This window comes from Streptomyces sp. NPDC059166 (genome assembly GCF_042755185.1).
Lineage (GTDB): Bacteria > Actinomycetota > Actinomycetes > Streptomycetales > Streptomycetaceae > Streptomyces.
Genome location: NZ_JBHZCI010000032.1, coordinates 53,671 through 69,143 on the forward strand (window position 1 = coordinate 53,671; position 15,473 = coordinate 69,143).

Annotated in this window: 12 protein-coding genes and 1 pseudogene; 1 reads left to right on the forward strand and 12 read right to left on the reverse strand. The window is 74.6% G+C overall.

What is annotated here, in order from left to right:
- Positions 1–35: 35 nt before the first annotated feature.
- From ACFXOA_RS23185 to ACFXOA_RS23235, 11 genes and pseudogenes are all read right to left on the reverse strand, one after another.
- Complete coding sequence (locus ACFXOA_RS23185; RefSeq protein WP_385031717.1) at positions 36–1,994, reverse strand: putative baseplate assembly protein; 1,959 nt, start codon at positions 1,992–1,994, stop codon at positions 36–38.
- A 119-nt stretch (positions 1,995–2,113) separates the two neighbouring features.
- Positions 2,114–2,527: pseudogene (locus ACFXOA_RS23190) on the reverse strand (GPW/gp25 family protein); the annotation flags it as partial.
- Positions 2,527–2,847 carry a PAAR domain-containing protein gene (locus tag ACFXOA_RS23195; protein WP_385031720.1) on the reverse strand — a complete coding sequence of 107 codons (321 nt, stop codon included), beginning with the start codon at positions 2,845–2,847 and terminating at the stop codon, positions 2,527–2,529. The pseudogene ACFXOA_RS23190 and the gene ACFXOA_RS23195, both read right to left, overlap by 1 nt.
- Positions 2,848–2,883: 36 nt before the next feature.
- Positions 2,884–4,710 carry a VgrG-related protein gene (locus ACFXOA_RS23200; protein WP_385031723.1) on the reverse strand — a complete coding sequence of 609 codons (1,827 nt, stop codon included), beginning with the start codon at positions 4,708–4,710 and terminating at the stop codon, positions 2,884–2,886.
- Complete coding sequence (locus tag ACFXOA_RS23205) at positions 4,707–5,429, reverse strand: LysM peptidoglycan-binding domain-containing protein (protein WP_385031726.1); 723 nt, start codon at positions 5,427–5,429, stop codon at positions 4,707–4,709. Before ACFXOA_RS23205 ends, ACFXOA_RS23200 begins: the two co-directional genes overlap by 4 nt.
- Before the next feature lie 69 nt (positions 5,430–5,498).
- Positions 5,499–5,924 (reverse strand): phage tail protein, encoded by a 426-nt coding sequence (locus ACFXOA_RS23210; RefSeq protein WP_385031729.1) that lies wholly within the window; start codon positions 5,922–5,924, stop codon positions 5,499–5,501.
- A 29-nt stretch (positions 5,925–5,953) separates the two neighbouring features.
- Positions 5,954–6,277, reverse strand: a complete 324-nt coding sequence (locus ACFXOA_RS23215) for a hypothetical protein (RefSeq protein ID WP_385031732.1) — start codon at positions 6,275–6,277, stop codon at positions 5,954–5,956.
- A gap of 2,677 nt (positions 6,278–8,954) precedes the next feature.
- Positions 8,955–9,113, reverse strand: a complete 159-nt coding sequence (locus ACFXOA_RS23220; protein ID WP_385031734.1) for a DUF6760 family protein — start codon at positions 9,111–9,113, stop codon at positions 8,955–8,957.
- Positions 9,110–9,604 (reverse strand): hypothetical protein, encoded by a 495-nt coding sequence (locus tag ACFXOA_RS23225; protein ID WP_385031737.1) that lies wholly within the window; start codon positions 9,602–9,604, stop codon positions 9,110–9,112. Before ACFXOA_RS23225 ends, ACFXOA_RS23220 begins: the two co-directional genes overlap by 4 nt.
- Positions 9,601–10,041, reverse strand: coding sequence for a phage tail protein (locus tag ACFXOA_RS23230; protein ID WP_385031740.1), 441 nt, complete (start codon positions 10,039–10,041; stop codon positions 9,601–9,603). The genes ACFXOA_RS23225 and ACFXOA_RS23230 overlap by 4 nt, the downstream gene beginning before the upstream one ends.
- 36 nt (positions 10,042–10,077) lie before the next feature.
- Complete coding sequence (locus tag ACFXOA_RS23235; RefSeq protein WP_385031743.1) at positions 10,078–11,637, reverse strand: phage tail sheath family protein; 1,560 nt, start codon at positions 11,635–11,637, stop codon at positions 10,078–10,080.
- A 247-nt stretch (positions 11,638–11,884) separates the two neighbouring features.
- Between ACFXOA_RS23235 and ACFXOA_RS23240 the strand changes: the two genes are divergently transcribed.
- Positions 11,885–13,258 carry a DUF4157 domain-containing protein gene (locus tag ACFXOA_RS23240; protein ID WP_385031746.1) on the forward strand — a complete coding sequence of 458 codons (1,374 nt, stop codon included), beginning with the start codon at positions 11,885–11,887 and terminating at the stop codon, positions 13,256–13,258.
- A 129-nt stretch (positions 13,259–13,387) separates the two neighbouring features.
- Here the strand turns inward: ACFXOA_RS23240 and ACFXOA_RS23245 are convergent, their stop codons facing one another.
- Positions 13,388–15,424 carry an ATP-binding protein gene (locus ACFXOA_RS23245; RefSeq protein ID WP_385031807.1) on the reverse strand — a complete coding sequence of 679 codons (2,037 nt, stop codon included), beginning with the start codon at positions 15,422–15,424 and terminating at the stop codon, positions 13,388–13,390.
- Between the last annotated feature and the right edge of the window lie 49 nt (positions 15,425–15,473).

The following is a 15,473-nucleotide window of genomic DNA, read 5'->3' on the forward strand; positions in this document are numbered from 1 at the left end:
GCCCGCCCCCGCCGTGCCGGCGGTCTTCGGCGCGCTCATACCCGTGCCTCCGGTTCCATGGCCGTCACGACCACCTGGTGCTGGTACGAGAAGACAAGGGCACCGGCTCCGAGGTCGATCCGGTCCGCGGGGGAGCCCCGGCGGCCGGTGATCGGGTCGGCCGGGAACAGCCGGATCTCCTCGATCAGGGCGTTCCCGGTGGCGCGCTGCAGCACGCCGAACACCTCGCCGTACTGGACGGGCCGGCCGAACGGCCACCCTGTGCCCTCCGGGCCTCCGTGGAGCGGGTTGAGGTGCCGGAACAGGGCGCGGAGCGCCGCCTCCCGCACCCGGTCGGTGTCGCCGGGTGCCGCCATGAGCCTGGCCACCACGGTGACGCCCTGGTAGACCGGCGGTTCGACGACGAGACGGGTGCCGATCAGACGCCGTTCGTCGAGCGTCCGGGCGATCGTGCCGAGCACCTGGTCGGAGGGGATCAGCTGCTCCAGGCGGAGCCGGTCGTCGCCCTCGTCGGCGACCGCGTCGGGTACGACGAGGACCCGGACCGCCCCAGGGCCGCCCGCCGGCAGACAGCGGACACGGCGCACGGAGGGCGCGGCCTGGCGGCTGAGGATCTCGTAGTCCTCGGCGGTCACCGCCCGCTCCTGCATCCGCAGCGCCTCGGGCGCCCGCAGCTTGGCGTTGGCCAGGGTCTCGCCGGCGACCCCGCCGCGCGCCGCCTCCCGGTTGCCGACCCGGGCGACGTAGGGTACGGAGCTGCGCAGCACGGAGATCGCGCCGCGGGCGACATTGCCCGCGGGGCCGCCCCCGGTGCGGTAGCGGGCGACCCGTACGGAGGCGCCCTTGGGCGGTACGGCGCCGCGGTGCCGCAGTGAGCCGTCCGGTTCGCGCAGCGCGGGCGGGAAGTCGAACTCCCCGGTCGTGGCGTCCACACGGACGTGCCGGTCGGCCGGTCCTGAGCGGCCGAAGTGCTGGACGACGTCCCAGCGTTGCCACCCTTCGGGGGTGGATACCTCGACCACCGGCGGCTCCCCGTCGAGGAGGACCGGCGGGCGGCCGAGCCGGAAGGTCTGCCCGGCGACCCCTTCGGACGTACCGAGGTGGACGTCGGTGACGGTCTCGGCGTGTTCGACGGACATGGTGCCGCCGACGGTGAAGACGGTGGCCTCGCGCACCGTCGGGGACTCCGAGTAGAACGGCTGCCCCGGCTCCGCCTCGGTGACCCTGCAGCGCAGCCAGCCCGCCCGGGTTCCGCCGATCACGGACGCCGTGTGGCCTGCGGGCATGAACACCATGATCTCGCCGGGCCGGTTCAGTCCGCCGGTGGTGTCGGTTCCCGTCTCGCACAGCCGCCAGCCGCCGCCGTCCCATGCCTCCCAGACCAGCGGTGGCTGGCGGGGGTCCACGCCGACACCCTCGACGCGGCTGTCGAGCCGTACCGCGACGACACAGCGCGGGACCGCGGTGGGCAGTCCGAACAGCAGCGCGTCGCCCGGTTCCGGTGACGCCTGGAAGCAGGGCACGTCATGGCCGTCGGCGAGCATCCCGGTACGGTCGGTCTGCTCACCGGTTCGGGGCGCGGTGACGAGCCGGATCAACTCGCTCGGTATGACTCGGAGTTCGTCGACCGTGCCGAACACGACGGCCTCCTCGCTCTCACCGCCGGCGGTGGTGACCTCGGTGCCGGCGGGCAGGACCACCGTGTCGGGCTGCGGCGCGGACAGCCAGAAGTCGACCTCGGCCGTGGCCGCGGCCGGCGGGAAGAGCCGGATGTCCAGCAGGTCGAGGAAGGCGGTGTAGTTCTTGTCCGGTACGCGGTTCAGCCGGTAGAGCAGCTGGTCGACGAGATAGGCGAAGGTCTCGATCAGGGTGACGCCCGGGTCCGAGACGTTGTGGTCGGTCCACTCCGGTGCGCGCTGCTGGACGTACCGCTTGGCCTCGTCGACGAGCTGCTGGAAACGGCGGTCGTCCAGGTTGGGTGAGGGCAGGGCCATCAGGCGGCCCCCCGATCCCCGGCGGTGGACCCGCCTGCCGTGAAGCCGGTGCCTGCCGTGAAGCCGGTGCCTGCCGTGAACCCGGTGCCTGCCGTGAAGCCGGCGTCCGGCCCCGCACCGGCGCCCTCGTCGACCGGCCCGTCGGAGGGGATCGTGTAGAAGGGGAAGACCAGGTTGCGCCGGTCGTTGGTGGAGCGCAGCGTGTAGTGCACGTCGATGTAGAGGGTGCCCGCCTCCACCGCGTCGAAGGCGACCACCACCTCGTCCACGGCGATGCGCGGTTCCCAGCGCTCCAGTGCCTCGCGCACCTGCTGCGCGACTCGGCCGGCGGTGGCGCCGTCGCCCGGCGCGAAGACGTACTCGTGGATGCCGCAGCCGAACTCCGGCCGCATGGGGCGCTCCCCGGGCGCGGTCCCCAGGACCAGGCGGATCGCCTCCTCGATCTCCTTGTCCTTCTCGACCATCCCGATCCCGCCGGTCGGTCCCACCCTCAGGGGGAACGCCCAGCCTCTGCCGATGAACCGCTCGCTCATCACACTCCGCCGATCAGTACGTTCATGGCGCCGGTCAGCACCATCGCTCCGCACGCGCACTTGTCGCGCGCCCTGGCGGCCGGCAGGCCGCCGATGAGCACCGTGCCGCCCTTCAGGGCACCCACCGGGTCGGGAATGATCACGTTGGCCGGCCCGAGGGCCGCGTGCGGCGGGACCGGACAGACGCACAGACTGCCGACGACGGCTGCGGGAAGGCCGCCGATCAGGACTCGCGCCACCGCCGTGGCGGCGGCGGGCGGCGGGGTGGTGATCCGGCCGCCGTGGTTGGTGGGGTCGCCCGTACGGGCTGCGGCTGGCATGGGTACTCCTCGGTCGGTCGGGCTGCTGGTCGGGGGTCAGTTGATGCGGATGAGCTTGGCCTTGAGGACGCCGAGCAGACCGCCGTCGACGGTGACGCCCGAGACCCCGGTGACGTCCACCGAACGGCCGCCGATCTTCACCCCGACCCGGCCGTTGATGTCCACGTTCCGCCCCGAGACGCTCACGTCCCCCCTGCCCGCGTCCACGGTGATGCCCTTCCTGTCGAGCGTGACGGAGGTGAGGCGCTGCCGGCCCTTCCCGGCGTACACGGACAGCTCGATCCGGTCCCGGCGGTCGTCGAGGAACACCTCCAGGCGTTCGTCGGCGGAACGCAGCCGCACCCCGGAGGGCCCCGGGGCGCGGGCGTCGAGCAGTTCCACCCGGTGCCCCGAACGCGACACCAGGGAACGGCGGTTGACCCGCCCGCTGGTCCCGTCGACGAGGGGCACGTCGTGCGGGGAGGGCTTGTCCACTCCGTTGTAGAGTCCGCCGATGACGTACGGGCTGTCGAGCAGGCCCTGTTCGAAGCCGACGAGCACCTCGTCGTTGACCTCGGGGCTCACCATTCCTCCGCCGCCCTTGCCGCCCCACTGCACGGTGCGCACCCAGTTGGTGACGTAGGTGTCGTCCAGCCACGGGAACCTGAGCTTCACCGCGCCGCTCTCGGCGCCGCCCGGCTCACGGATGTCCGTCACCACCCCGATGGCCAGGCCCGGCATGCGCGGGCCGCGGCTCGGGGCGTTGGCACCGGTGACCAGTCCGGTGAGGGAACGGTCCGGGCTGGCGCTCACCCACACCGTGGTGCGGTAGCCGCCGTTCGGCTCCAGGACGTGCTGCACGGCCGTCGCGGTGTACCGGCCGGTGAACGCCTGCCCGACGTTGCCCAGCGCCACGGGCTTGCCGGCGCGGAGCCGCGGATTGCCCTCGGCCACCGCCTCCAGCTCTCCGAAGCCCGCGCTGACCCCGTCCGCGACCGCGTCGGCGACCGCCGTCGTCTCGGCCTGGGTGCGGTACGGGGTGTCGGTGACGGTCAGCTTCGACGACCTGCCGAACCGGGCGGCGAGCTCCGGGCTCAGCCCCGGCACGACGGTGTCACTCGTCACCGACGGCTTGCGGGCCACCAGGGGGCGCTTGGTGCTCACGTCCCAGCCGCGTACCTCCACCTGCTGCGCGCCGTCCGCGGCGGAGAGCGAGGCGCGCAGCGCGAGGAGGTTCCGGCCGTACTCCAGCACCATCGGGTCGCGGACCGCCGAGGTGGAGGGGGACGGCGCTCCCGACGCCTTCACGGGCTTGGTGAACTGCAGCAGCCCCTTGTCGTCGACCCTCACCTGCGCGCCGCTCTCGGCGGCGAGGTACTGGAGGAACTCCCAGTCGGAGACGTTCGCCTGGGACAGCTGCTCGTACGTGACGGGGGCGGCCTCCACCTTCCCGCAGGCGAGACCCGCGCCGGAGGCCACCTTGCGGACGATCGCCGACGCGGTCATGTTCCGGTACGCGACCACCTTGCGGCCCCGCTGGAGCCGGTGCGCCTTGGAGTAGGCCCGTACGACCGTGAAGGAGCCGGTGCGGTCCCGGTCCACCTCCAGGGCGGTCACCTCGCCGTCGAACAGCCGCTCCCGCGCCTGCCCGCCCACGGTGACGACGGACACCCGCAGGGGGGTGCCGATGGTGACGCCGGTCGCCCTCAGGAACTCGTGGTCGGGGTCACGGAAGGTGAGCACGGCCGCGTCGGGCAGCCCCACGTTCTCGTCCACCACGCAGCTCACCAGCTGTGCGGCCCAGACCGGTGGCAGTTCGCCGGGGGTCTCCACCACGGGGTCCGCCGCGAACGACCGGCCGCCTCGCTCCGCCGACGTACTCATCGTTCCTCCTCCGCGCCCGCGTCACGCAGACCGGGCACCACCAGCTCGGTGCCGGGCACGAGTGCCATCGGGTCGTCGATCGCGTTGGCCTCCGCGATGACCCGCCAGGCCGTCGCGTCGCCGTACTCCCGCCAGGCCAGCAACGCCAGGCTGTCCCCCGCCACCACGGTGTGCGTGCTCCGGGCGGTGCGCGCCCCCGAGGTCGGGTTCTGGCCCGCCGGGTCGACACTGGCCTCCTCGATCGACAGCTGGCAGCTGGCCCGGAGCGGCTTCCCGTCGACGTCGAAGAGCGTGTACGACACCGAGAGGCTGGAGAGCACCCCGTCGAACGACGTGGTCCGCGCGGTGCCCCACTCGAACCGCACCCACGGGCTGGCGGGCTTCTTGCGGCCCAGGCTGGCCGGGGTCGGCACGCACGCCTTCATCAGCTTCTCGACGGCCTGTTCCACGGAGTTGTCGTGCTTGGCGGTGGCGTCCAGGAACACTTCGAGGCTCAGGGTGCGCGGGCCGCTGCCGACGAACTCGGGCAGCGCCGACTGCCCGGCCATCCGCGAGGGGGTGCGCCGCCACTCCGTGGTCTTCTGCAGCTGCAGCGTGGACGGGTTGAACTGCAGGCTCAGCCGTGCGATCGTCCCGCCGGGCTTCGCGCCGACCGAGGCGGGAGGCTCCTTCAGCGTCAGCTGAGCCCGTGCGCGGCTGGCGCGGACCGCTGGGGACATACGGGCACTTCCTTTCCGGGGGCGGGTACGGGGTGTGCGAACGGCCGGGCGGGTACGGCTCGGCGGCCGTCAGGAGGGGCGCAGGCCCTCGTGGGCGATCTCCAGGGTCTCCACGGCGGCCTGGGAGCTGTTGGGGTCGAAGGACGGTCCCTGCCAGCGGACCGGGACGATCCCGAACACCTGCCAGCTGATGATCCGGGTCAGATCCGGTCTCAGCGCGACGATCTCGCCGTCCTTGGGCTCCACCCGCCTCAGCGTCTCGTCGAGCCAGCGGCCGATCTTCGCGGTGTCCGCGGTGACGGGGCGGGTCAGTGTGATGTTCGACCAGGTGACCCTGCCGGGGAGCTGCCAGGTGAAGCCGTTGTTGCCGCCCTCGGCGTAGCTCTCCATCTCGACCTCGGCGCCCATGCCCGAGCAGGTCTGGAAGGCGCCCAGGTCGTCGCCGCCGATCGCGAGCCGGAAGAACACGCTCGTGGCGAAGATGTTGTCCGTCATCAGTCCGTCATCCGTTCCGTGCCACGCCCTCAGCGGCGTCCGTCGTAGGGGCGGCCCGTGCGTTCCCGGCCGCGCCGGAACTCTGCGCGGAGCAGCCGGGCCATCGGGTCGAGCAGGCGTCGCGCCAGGTCGTCGAGGTCGAGACCGGGGTCTCTCGGGTCGTCAGGCGCCGGCACCGATCCGGCGGTGCCCGCCCGGGAGGGGGACGCGCCGCCGGCCGAACGGGTGTGGCCCTTGGCGACGGCGAGGTCTCCGGCAGGGGACGCGGGCCCGCCGCGCGGGGCCCGTGCCTTCGCCGGCGCTGCCTTGGCGGCGGCCAGGTCTCCGGCGGAGGAGGCGCGCTGGACCGGCATCGCCGCCCCGCCCGCGCCGCGGGGCGCCGTCGTCCCCCGTACCGGCGGATCGGGCACTACGTGCCGGGGCCGCACCACGGGTACGCCCCCGGCAGGTTCCGGTGCGAAGCCGGCCGGTGGCCGGTCCGCCGACGGGGACGTGTGCGGCGGGCTCACCGGGAGGCTCCGCGCCGGGGCAGCGGAGGCGGCCGCCCCGCCCGGCGGTGCGGGCACCACGACCGGCACACGCTGAACGGCGCTGCCCGGGGCGCCTGTCCGGCTGCCCGCTCCCGGCTGCTGACGCGCTCCCGCCGCCGGGCGGGCAGCGGCATGAGCCGGGTGCTGCCCCCTCGGTGCCGCCGGACCGCCACGGTGGGGCTCCCGCCCGAGAGGGCCGCCGGGGCCGCGGCGGGCGTGCACGGGCGTGGGAGCGGGCACGGGCGGGGAACTGACGGCCCGTCCGCCCGGCGTCCGGGGGGCGGGGCCGGACCCGGACCCGGGGCCGGGACGGGACGACGCCGCCCGCTGGACCGGAGCGCCGGAGGGTGCCGCGGGGACCTCCTGGGAGGGTGCGGGTGACCCGGGCCAGCGCGCCGCCACCACAGGGCCCGTGCCCGGGCGGGCCCCCGTCACTGACGATGCCGGGCTCTGCGGGGTACGGGTGCTCGGGGTGATCGGACGGGCCGGCAGCAGCGGCAGGGAACGGCCGGCCGTGGCGGGGCCTGCCGCCGGGGACCCGGGCAGCGCCGGGGTGAGCGGGGCCGCACCGGGATTCACCGGCGCACCTGCCGCCGGGCTCACGGACCGGGCCACCACCAGAGGGGTCCCTGCCGCGCCTTGGGCGCGCCCCTGCACGGCGCGGGTCGGGTGGGGGGACGACGGCGTCGGGCCGTGGGCGGCGCGGTGGCCGCCGGTGCCCACGGCCGGTCCGGTGGGCGGCACGGTACCGCGCCCGCCCGGTCCGGCGGTCTCCGGGCCGAGCGGGCGGACGGCTCCGCCGTACGGCTCGCCCCGTCCTTCGACGGCCCGCGGGGGCCGGTCGGACGACGTGGCGGGCGTCCCGCGCTCCCTCACCCCGGGTGCCGTCGTCCTCGGTCCGTCGCTCACGGGCGCGCCGGAAGCGCTCGGGGGCCTCAACAGCAGGGTGGCAGGGCCGCTTCCTCCCGGAGTTCCGGCTCGGGGGGCCTCGGCTCCAGGTGCGCCGGCCCGGGGACGCGCATGGTCCACGAGGGCACGCTGTACGCCGTCCGGTCCCAGCAGGGGTGAGGCGGCCGGTCCGGCGCCGGGGGTGTGCGGGACCCGCGCCGCGGCGCGGGCGGCCGAGGGGCCCGGCAGGTCCGCCGTGGGCGGCAACGCGGACATGGGTGCCCCGAGCCCACCGCGCGCCCGGGCACCCGGGCGGCCCGGACCGGTCCCCGGGGCGGCTGAGGCGGGGGCGGCGGCCGGGGCGCGGTGTCCGGAGGAGCCCGCAGAGCGGTCGGACGGCGGGACGGCACCCTCCGGCGGGTGGACAACTCCCGGTGTTCCCTCCGGCCGGCGCTGGACCGCGAGCGGCAGCGCCCCCGGCTCCGCCGAGGAGGGCCGCGTCGATTCGGCCTCCAACAGGGTCGCGGTGGAAGGCAGTTGAGCGAGAGGCGCGCCGAGGGGAGTTCTGCTGCCGGGGCGGGCCGCAGGCGCTCCCCCGCTCGCCGGTTCCCCCGCGGACGCCGAATCGACGGGCTTTTCGGGTACGGCGGACGCCGGACCGACGGGCTCTTCGGGTACGGCGGACGCCGGGCCCGTGGCGGGCCGCAGCGCGGGTACGCGCCGCACGGCCCCGGCCGGGCGCCGGGCCACGGTCAGGGACGGCCGGGTGGCCGCGGGCCGGACCGCGGGGGTGGCGCGGGGCGGCTCGGGCCGCACGCCGTCTCCGGATGCGGAGGCACCGAGCTCCCCCGGCCGCGGGCCCCGGGCCGCCTCTCGGGATGCCGCACGGCTCCGGCCGGAGGGCGCGGATGGCCGGCCGGAGGGCGCGGGGGGCATGGCCACGGCGACACGCCGCACGATCGGCACGTCGGGGACGGCAGGCGGCCGCTCGTGTCCGTCGGGGGCGACGACCGGCGCGGTGGACCGTTGCGCGGGGGGTGACGGCGTGGCACGGGCCGGCCCGGTACCGCCGGCGGAACGGGAGGGCGACGGGGTGCGGACCGGACCGCCCGGCGTCGTCGTACGTGCGCGGCCGGACGCCCCGGGCGGGCGGCCGTCGGAGGACCCCGCCCCGGGCGGGCCCGCGGGCCCGCCCTCCCCGGGCTCCCCCTCCGTACGCACCGCCCTGAGCAGCAGCGGCCCGGCGCCACCGGCCGTCGCCCGCGGGGCGGCCGGGCGGGCGACGCCTCGCACGAGTCCTGCGGGGGCGGTGGGCAGCACGGCGTGGCCGAGGCTGCCCCCGAACGCGGGGTTCTGCCAGGCGGCGAGACCCGCGCGGAAGACCAGGCCGTCACTCACCCCGAGCGGTGCACGGGAGACGGTGAGTTCGGGCGGAGCGGTACGGCGCCAGCCGCCGTCCCACCCGTCGGGGACGGCGGAGGCATCCGCGCCGCTCTCCCCGGGGGCGCCGCTCACGGGAAGGTCCGGGCCGGCGGGCGCCGCCGGTGCGCCCTTGCCGCCGGACAGCCGCGCGGCACGCTGCCGCCACCTGTCCCGCCATGCCGCCATCTGCTCAACCGCTCTCGTTCATACGGGTGTTGATCCGGGCGATCTCGTCGACCCACTGCCGGCGCTCGCCGTGCGTCAGGTCGAGGATCTCCTCCCGCGCCCAGTGGAAGTGATAGGCGATGTACGCGACCTCCTCCCGGAGCCGGGGAAGGGCGTACGTCACGATTCCCCCAGGCGCCCACCCGAGAGATCGACCTCGAAGCCGCCTTCGCAGTGCGGGCACGTCACCGCCGCGCGGGTGTGCCCCTCGCTGTTGACGCGCCGGTAGAAGTCCTGCAGGAACGCGACGTCGGTGGCGTACATCCGCTCCACCACCCCCGCGTGCACATCGGTGATGTCACCGATCCGGGTGATCACCTGGCTCAGGAGGACGACGCTGAGGTACGCCGGGTTCTCCTTGACCCGCAGGTCGATCTGCGGCCGGAGCTCGTCCCGCGCGGTCGCCAGGCGCATCGCACCGTACCGGTGCACCGTGCCCGCCTCGTCCACGTACCCGCGTGGCAGCTCGAACTCGAACTCCGTTCGCAGGCCGTGCCCCTGGCCGGCGGGCGGGCCGGCGGCGGGAGGTGCCGCCGCCTGCTCCGCCACCGGTCCGGGCTCCGTCATCTGGAGGATCTCGTCCAGGTTGCCCGCCGTCACCGTCCGGCGCCTCATTCGACGACGATCTCCTCGAACACGATCGTGACGGACTCGGTGGCCGGGGAGGAGTCGCCCGCCTTCAGTGAGGGGCCCTCCCACTTGGAGGCCCAGCCCTGCATCAGCTGGATGCGGCGGACCGTGGTGCCTTCGGAGTCCTTGATCTCGATGGTGAGGTTCTGCCGCGCGGAGTTCACGGCCCCGTTGTTCAGCGTCTCCTTGATCCAGTTGGTGAACTCGCTGCTCTGGTCGAGTCCGCGGGTGATCGTGATCTCGCCCGCCTGCCGGGCACCCGGCTGCTTGCGGATGATCTGCTTGCCCTCGGCCGTGACCTGCTTCACCTCGACGACGTCCTCCTCGACGGAGAAGCCGCTGATCTCCTGGATCGACTCGACCAGGTAGCCGCCCAGCTGGACACCGAAGACATGGGTGGAAAGTGCGTCGCCCGTTGCCATGACTGTCTGTCACCTATTCCTTACAGGACCCGCGGGTCACTCGTCGACGAGGCTGGTGCTGTCGGAGAACTGGGCCAGCCGGAACACCACGAACTCCGCGGGCTTGACCGGCGATACGCCGATCTCGCAGACGACCCTGCCCTGATCGATCGATTCCTGCGGGTTGTTGTCGCGGTCGCACTTGACGTAGAAGGCCTCCTCGGCCGTGCGGCCGAAGAGCGCTCCCCGCCGCCACTCCTCGGTGAGGAAGGCGGTCACGTTGCGCCGGATGCTCGACCAGAGCCGGTCGTCGTTCGGCTCGAAGACCACCCACTGGGTGCCCAGGAGGATCGACTCCTCCAGGTAGTTGAAGAGCCGGCGCACGTTCAGATAGCGCCACGCCGGGTCCGAGGAGAGGGTGCGGGCGCCCCAGATCCGGATGCCGCGGCCCGGGAAGGCCCGGACGCAGTTCACGCCGATCGGGTTGAGCAGGTCCTGCTCGCCCTTGCTGAGCCGGATCTCCAGGTCCACCGCCCCGCGGATCACCTCGTTGGCGGGCGCCTTGTGCACCCCGCGCTCGGCGTCGCTGCGCGCCCACACACCGGCGATGTGACCGCTCGGAGGGACGGTGGCGTTTCGCCCGGCGGCCGGGTCGAAGACCCTCACCCAGGGGTAGTAGAGCGTGGCGTACCGGGAGTCGTAACCGGCCTCGTCGTTGCGCCAGTCACGCACCTGCTGGGCGTTGAGGCCGGGGGGTGCGTCCAGGACTGCCACCCGGTCGCCCATCTGCTCGCAGTGCGCGATCACCGCGAGCTGCACGGTGCGCACTCCCTCGGCGTCGATGTCGCCCCGCTGGTGGGCACTCATCAGGTCGGGCACCGCGACCATGGTGATCTCGTCGATGGCCTCCAGGCCGCCGAACCCGGTACGCGCCGCGGGGTCGCCGACGTACTCGGCCGCGTCGAGCCGGGCCACCTCACCCGGCCCGGACGTGGCGGGTGAGCCCGGGGCGTCGGGCACCGCGACGGTCCCGTTCGCGGGCCGTGCCGGCGTGGCCCCCTGCTGCTCGGTGACCTCGACCAGCTTCGAGGCGCGGGTCTGTGCGACCAGGTAGCCCTTGACGTTCTTGCGGGTGGACGCCTCGTAGGTCTCCACCACCTTGTCGCCCTGGCGGACGAGGAACGTGAACCGGTCCTCGGGCGGGTTCTCGCCGCCGGCGTCGGCGACCTCCACCGACACCCCGGTGGTGCCGGGCCTCGCGGCGAGCAGGAACCCGCCGAGCTCCACCGGCTCCGCGGCCCTGGGAGCGCTTCCCCGCCGGGACCCGCCCGCCGGGGCCGAGGTGTCCTCGGCGGAACCGCCGATCCGCACGATGTACGCGGCACCGCCGCCGTTGGCGAAGTAGCCGTAGACGGAGTGGGGCAGGTAGGTGCCCTCGGCGAAGCCGCCGAACAGCTGGGTGTACTGATCCCAGCTGGTGACCAGCGTCGGGGTGTGGAACGGACCGCTGCGGGCGAACCCGACGAACGCGGCGACGGCGGTGCCGACCCCTTCGATGGGCCGGGCACCGGACTGCACCTCCTCCACGTACACGCCCGGGGTGAGGTACGTCGGCATGCTCGCTCCTTCAGGTTCTTGCGGGTCTGTCACCTGTGTCCAGGCCGAGTCTGCTCGGTGGGGCCGACGGGGCGACAGGTACGCGGGGCCCTCGGTGGGGGCAGCGCCCCTGCCTCTTCCTGTCCTCCGGGAGCGCCCTCCCGGCTCCCGGCCCTGCCCTCGGCTCTGCCCGTCCCGGCCTGGACACCGGGGACGCGCGCACGGTCCACTGGGGGCCGCAGCAGGGGCGTCGACGAGGGGGCAGCGGGTGCGGAGAGCCAGGACGCACGGCGAGGACACCGACGGCCCGCGGCAGGCGGGCACCTCGGGTGCCCCCCGGCAGGAGGTGCGCCCCGGCGGGGCCACGGCTCCGCCCCCGCTCACGGCCGCATCCCTCCGCTCGGCACAGCACGGCGCGGGCAACGCCGCGGTGACCGGCATGATCGCCCGGCGGGTCCGCTCCGCTTCCGCCCCGGAACAGCCGGACCCAGGGGTCCACGAGGTGCTCCGCTCCGCCGGCTCGCCGCTGCCGGGGCCCGTGCGGAAGGAGATGGAGAGCAGGTTCGGCACGGACTTCTCCGACGTCCGTCTGCACACCGGTTCGTCCGCCCGCCGGTCCGCGTCCGGTATCGGGGCTCGCGCCTACACCTCGGGCAGTCATGTCGTCATCGGCGAGGGAGGGGGCGACAAGCACACCCTCGCCCATGAGCTGACCCATGTCGTCCAGCAGCGCCAGGGCCCGGTCTCGGGAACCGACCGCGGTGACGGCCTGCGGGTCAGCGACCCGGACGACCGGTTCGAGAGGGAGGCGGAGAGCAACGCCCGGCGCGTCATGAGCGGCGCGGCACCGAAGTCCGCGGACGCGGAGACGGAGGCCGGGCGGCATGCCGCGCACGGCGGGTACGCCCAGCGCCGGACGGTGCAGCGCTGGGCCGGGCGGACCGCCCAGAACCAGGTGGACATGACGGTGTCGGCGGGCGGGCTGTTCGCGGTCCCGGACGGGGCCACCACCTCGGTGTGGGTCCGTGTCGGCACCCCGCAGAACGCGGTCTCCCCGGCGCTGCGCCCGACGAACACACCCCAGCAGGACCTGTTCGGCGACGGCGCCTACCAGGAGCACCAGCTCGCGAGGAACATTCTCGACGACTGCCTGCACACCGCGGAGGAGATCATGCACAACGCCGTGGGTGAGCTGGCGGGCGACAACCTGAACAGCAGCGTCCGGACGGCCGGCGGGCTCAAGCCCTTCGGCACCTCGGACGAGCTGAACCGCGAGCGAGCCGGTGCGTACGCGGGGGCGACGGACCGCCACGCCGATCCGGTCGTCGGACAGTCCTACCTGATGATCGCCATGAATCCCGGCGACAACGTCATGTCCCAGTACCACGCGGCGGCTGTGGTGGGGCTGGACGGAGCCGACACCGTGACCATGGAGGCCTTCGCCGGCAGCAACCAGACGACCCCGGACCCCATGACGTACACGATCGGCTCGGTCTCCTCGTTCCACGACTACTGGACCGGGCAGTACTACACCCCGGGCAGCTACCCCGGGGTCACCATGCGGACGGTGGTCATCGTGCGCCGCGGCCGAGGGCCGAGGGTGCCGGCCGGGCAGGAACAGCCCGCCAACCCCAACGTCTGAGCGGCCGGCCGGCCGTGGCACCGGTACGACCCGCGCCGGAGACAGGTCCGGGCCGCGCCGCCCGGACCTGTCCGGCGGATCGTCGTGGCTCAGCCGTACAGGGGGACGAGGTCCGCGCGCCGGCCCACCTCAGTCACCGGTGGCCTCGGCGAGGTACGGGCCGAACTCTCCCTCCAGGACCAGCCGTCCGAGCTTGCGGTACTCCTGGGCGACCGCGGTGACCAGCTGCCGCATGGTGAGGGGCGTGCCCGACTCCGCCGCCAGATAGGCCGCGGTCACCGCGCAGGCCCTGATGGAGCCGCCCGCCAGCTCGAAGCGGTCGGCGCAGAACCCGAGGTCGAGGTCGTCGGCCCGGGGTATCCGCGGGCCGAGGCAGCGGTCCCACAGGGCGAGGCGGTGGCCGGCGTCGGGCACCGGGAAATCCGCGATCACGTCGATGCGGCGGGTGAACGCCTCGTCCAGGTTGGCCCGCAGGTTGGTGGTGAGCACGGCGATCCCGTCGAAGGACTCCATGCGCTGGAGCAGATACGCCGACTCGATGTTGGCGTGCCGGTCGTGGGCGTCCTTGACCTCCGCGCGCTTGCCGAAGATGGCGTCGGCCTCGTCGAACAGCAGCACCGCGTTGACGGCCGATGCCTCGGTGAAGATCCTTTCCAGGTTCTTCTCGGTCTCCCCGACGTACTTGTCGACGACGGTGGACAGGTCGACCACGTACAGGTCCATGCCCAGGTCCGCGGCGACGACCTCCGCCGACATGGTCTTGCCCGTGCCGGACTCACCGGCGAACAGCGCGATCACGCCTCGCCCACGGCCGCCGCCGGGCCTCATCCCCCACCGGCCGAGCACCTGCTCCCGGTGGCGGGCCCGCAGGGCGAGTTCACGGAGCCGCCGGCCGGTGGCGGGCGGCAGCACCAGGTCGTCCCAGCCGACGGCCGGCTCCACCCGGCGCGCCAGCCGGTCGAGTCCGGCGCCGTTCTGGGCGCGTACGGCGGTGCGCAGGTCCTGGGCCGAGACCTGGCGGTCCTCCAGGGTTGCGGTGCGCACCGCAACCTCGGCGGCCCTGCGTACCTGCCCGGAGTCCAGCCGGTGCGCGGCGACCGCTCGGGCGAGCGCGTCCGGGTCACCGGTGGCGCCGGGCCCGGTGCCGGCGGCCCGTGCGAGAGCGTGCCGCCAGCGTGCGGCCTGCCGGTCGGGCGACGGGGCGGGCACGGTGAACGTGACCGGGGTGTGGGCCCCCCACTCCGGGTCCCAGCCGCCGGCGCCGTGCGTGATCAGAGGTATCCCGAGCAGGGCGGCGCTCGTCTCCCGGAGGGTGCGGGCGCGTTCGGCCGGTTCCGGCGGCAGCGCCTCCAGGGGGCCGAGGACCACTCCGGCGCCGGTGAGGCGGGCTTCACGCGCGGTCACCCGGGCGAGTTCGGGTACGTCGGCCGAGCGGCGGGCGAGCGCTGCCGCGTCCAGGACCAGCGGAGGCGTCCCCGCGGCGTCGAGGGCCGCGACGGCCAGGCCTTCGAGGTCTCCGCCCCTGCCGCGCAGATGCACGAGGCCCGTGCCGTTCCCGGCCGCGGCGGCCACCGCCCGGACCTCCGCCCCCTCCGCGGTGGGGTCCTCGCGGGCCTCGCCGAGGACTCCGGCCAGCGCGGCATCGGGCCTTCCGTCTCCGAGGAGGTGTGCGGTGACCCGGTCGGGCACCACCAGCACCCGGGAGAGCGGCGGGCGTTCCCGTTCCGTCACCTCCACCAGGCCGCCCGCGGTCAGCGGCGCCCCGGCCGCGAGCCGGAACCTGGCGGTCGCCGCCGCGCCGAGGCCGCACAGCTCCAGGGCGAGTGCGACGGTGGGCCGGCGCCGCGTCAGATCGTCGTTGAGGTAGCCGTAGAGCCTTTCGAAGCGGGCGTCCACATCCGGGAGCAGCGCCACCAGCAGGAGGTCGAGGTCCAGCGGGCTCAGCCCGAAGCGCCTTGCGAGGCGGCCGAGCGACGACCCGGCGGGCGGCTGCCAGGGCTCCCCGGCCGGTACGCCGAGGCCGCCGGGCTCGTCGAGGACGCGGGCCGCCGCCTCGGGGGTGAGGTACTGCCCCAGGTACGGGTCGTCGGGGTCCGGGTCGGTGGCCCGGCGCCGGGCCACCGCTTCCCGTACGCGTCGCTCGACCAGGCCGAGCCGGACCCACAGGGGGTCCGGGCCGGACGGTTCCGGGGAACGGGGCGCCGGAAGGGCTCCG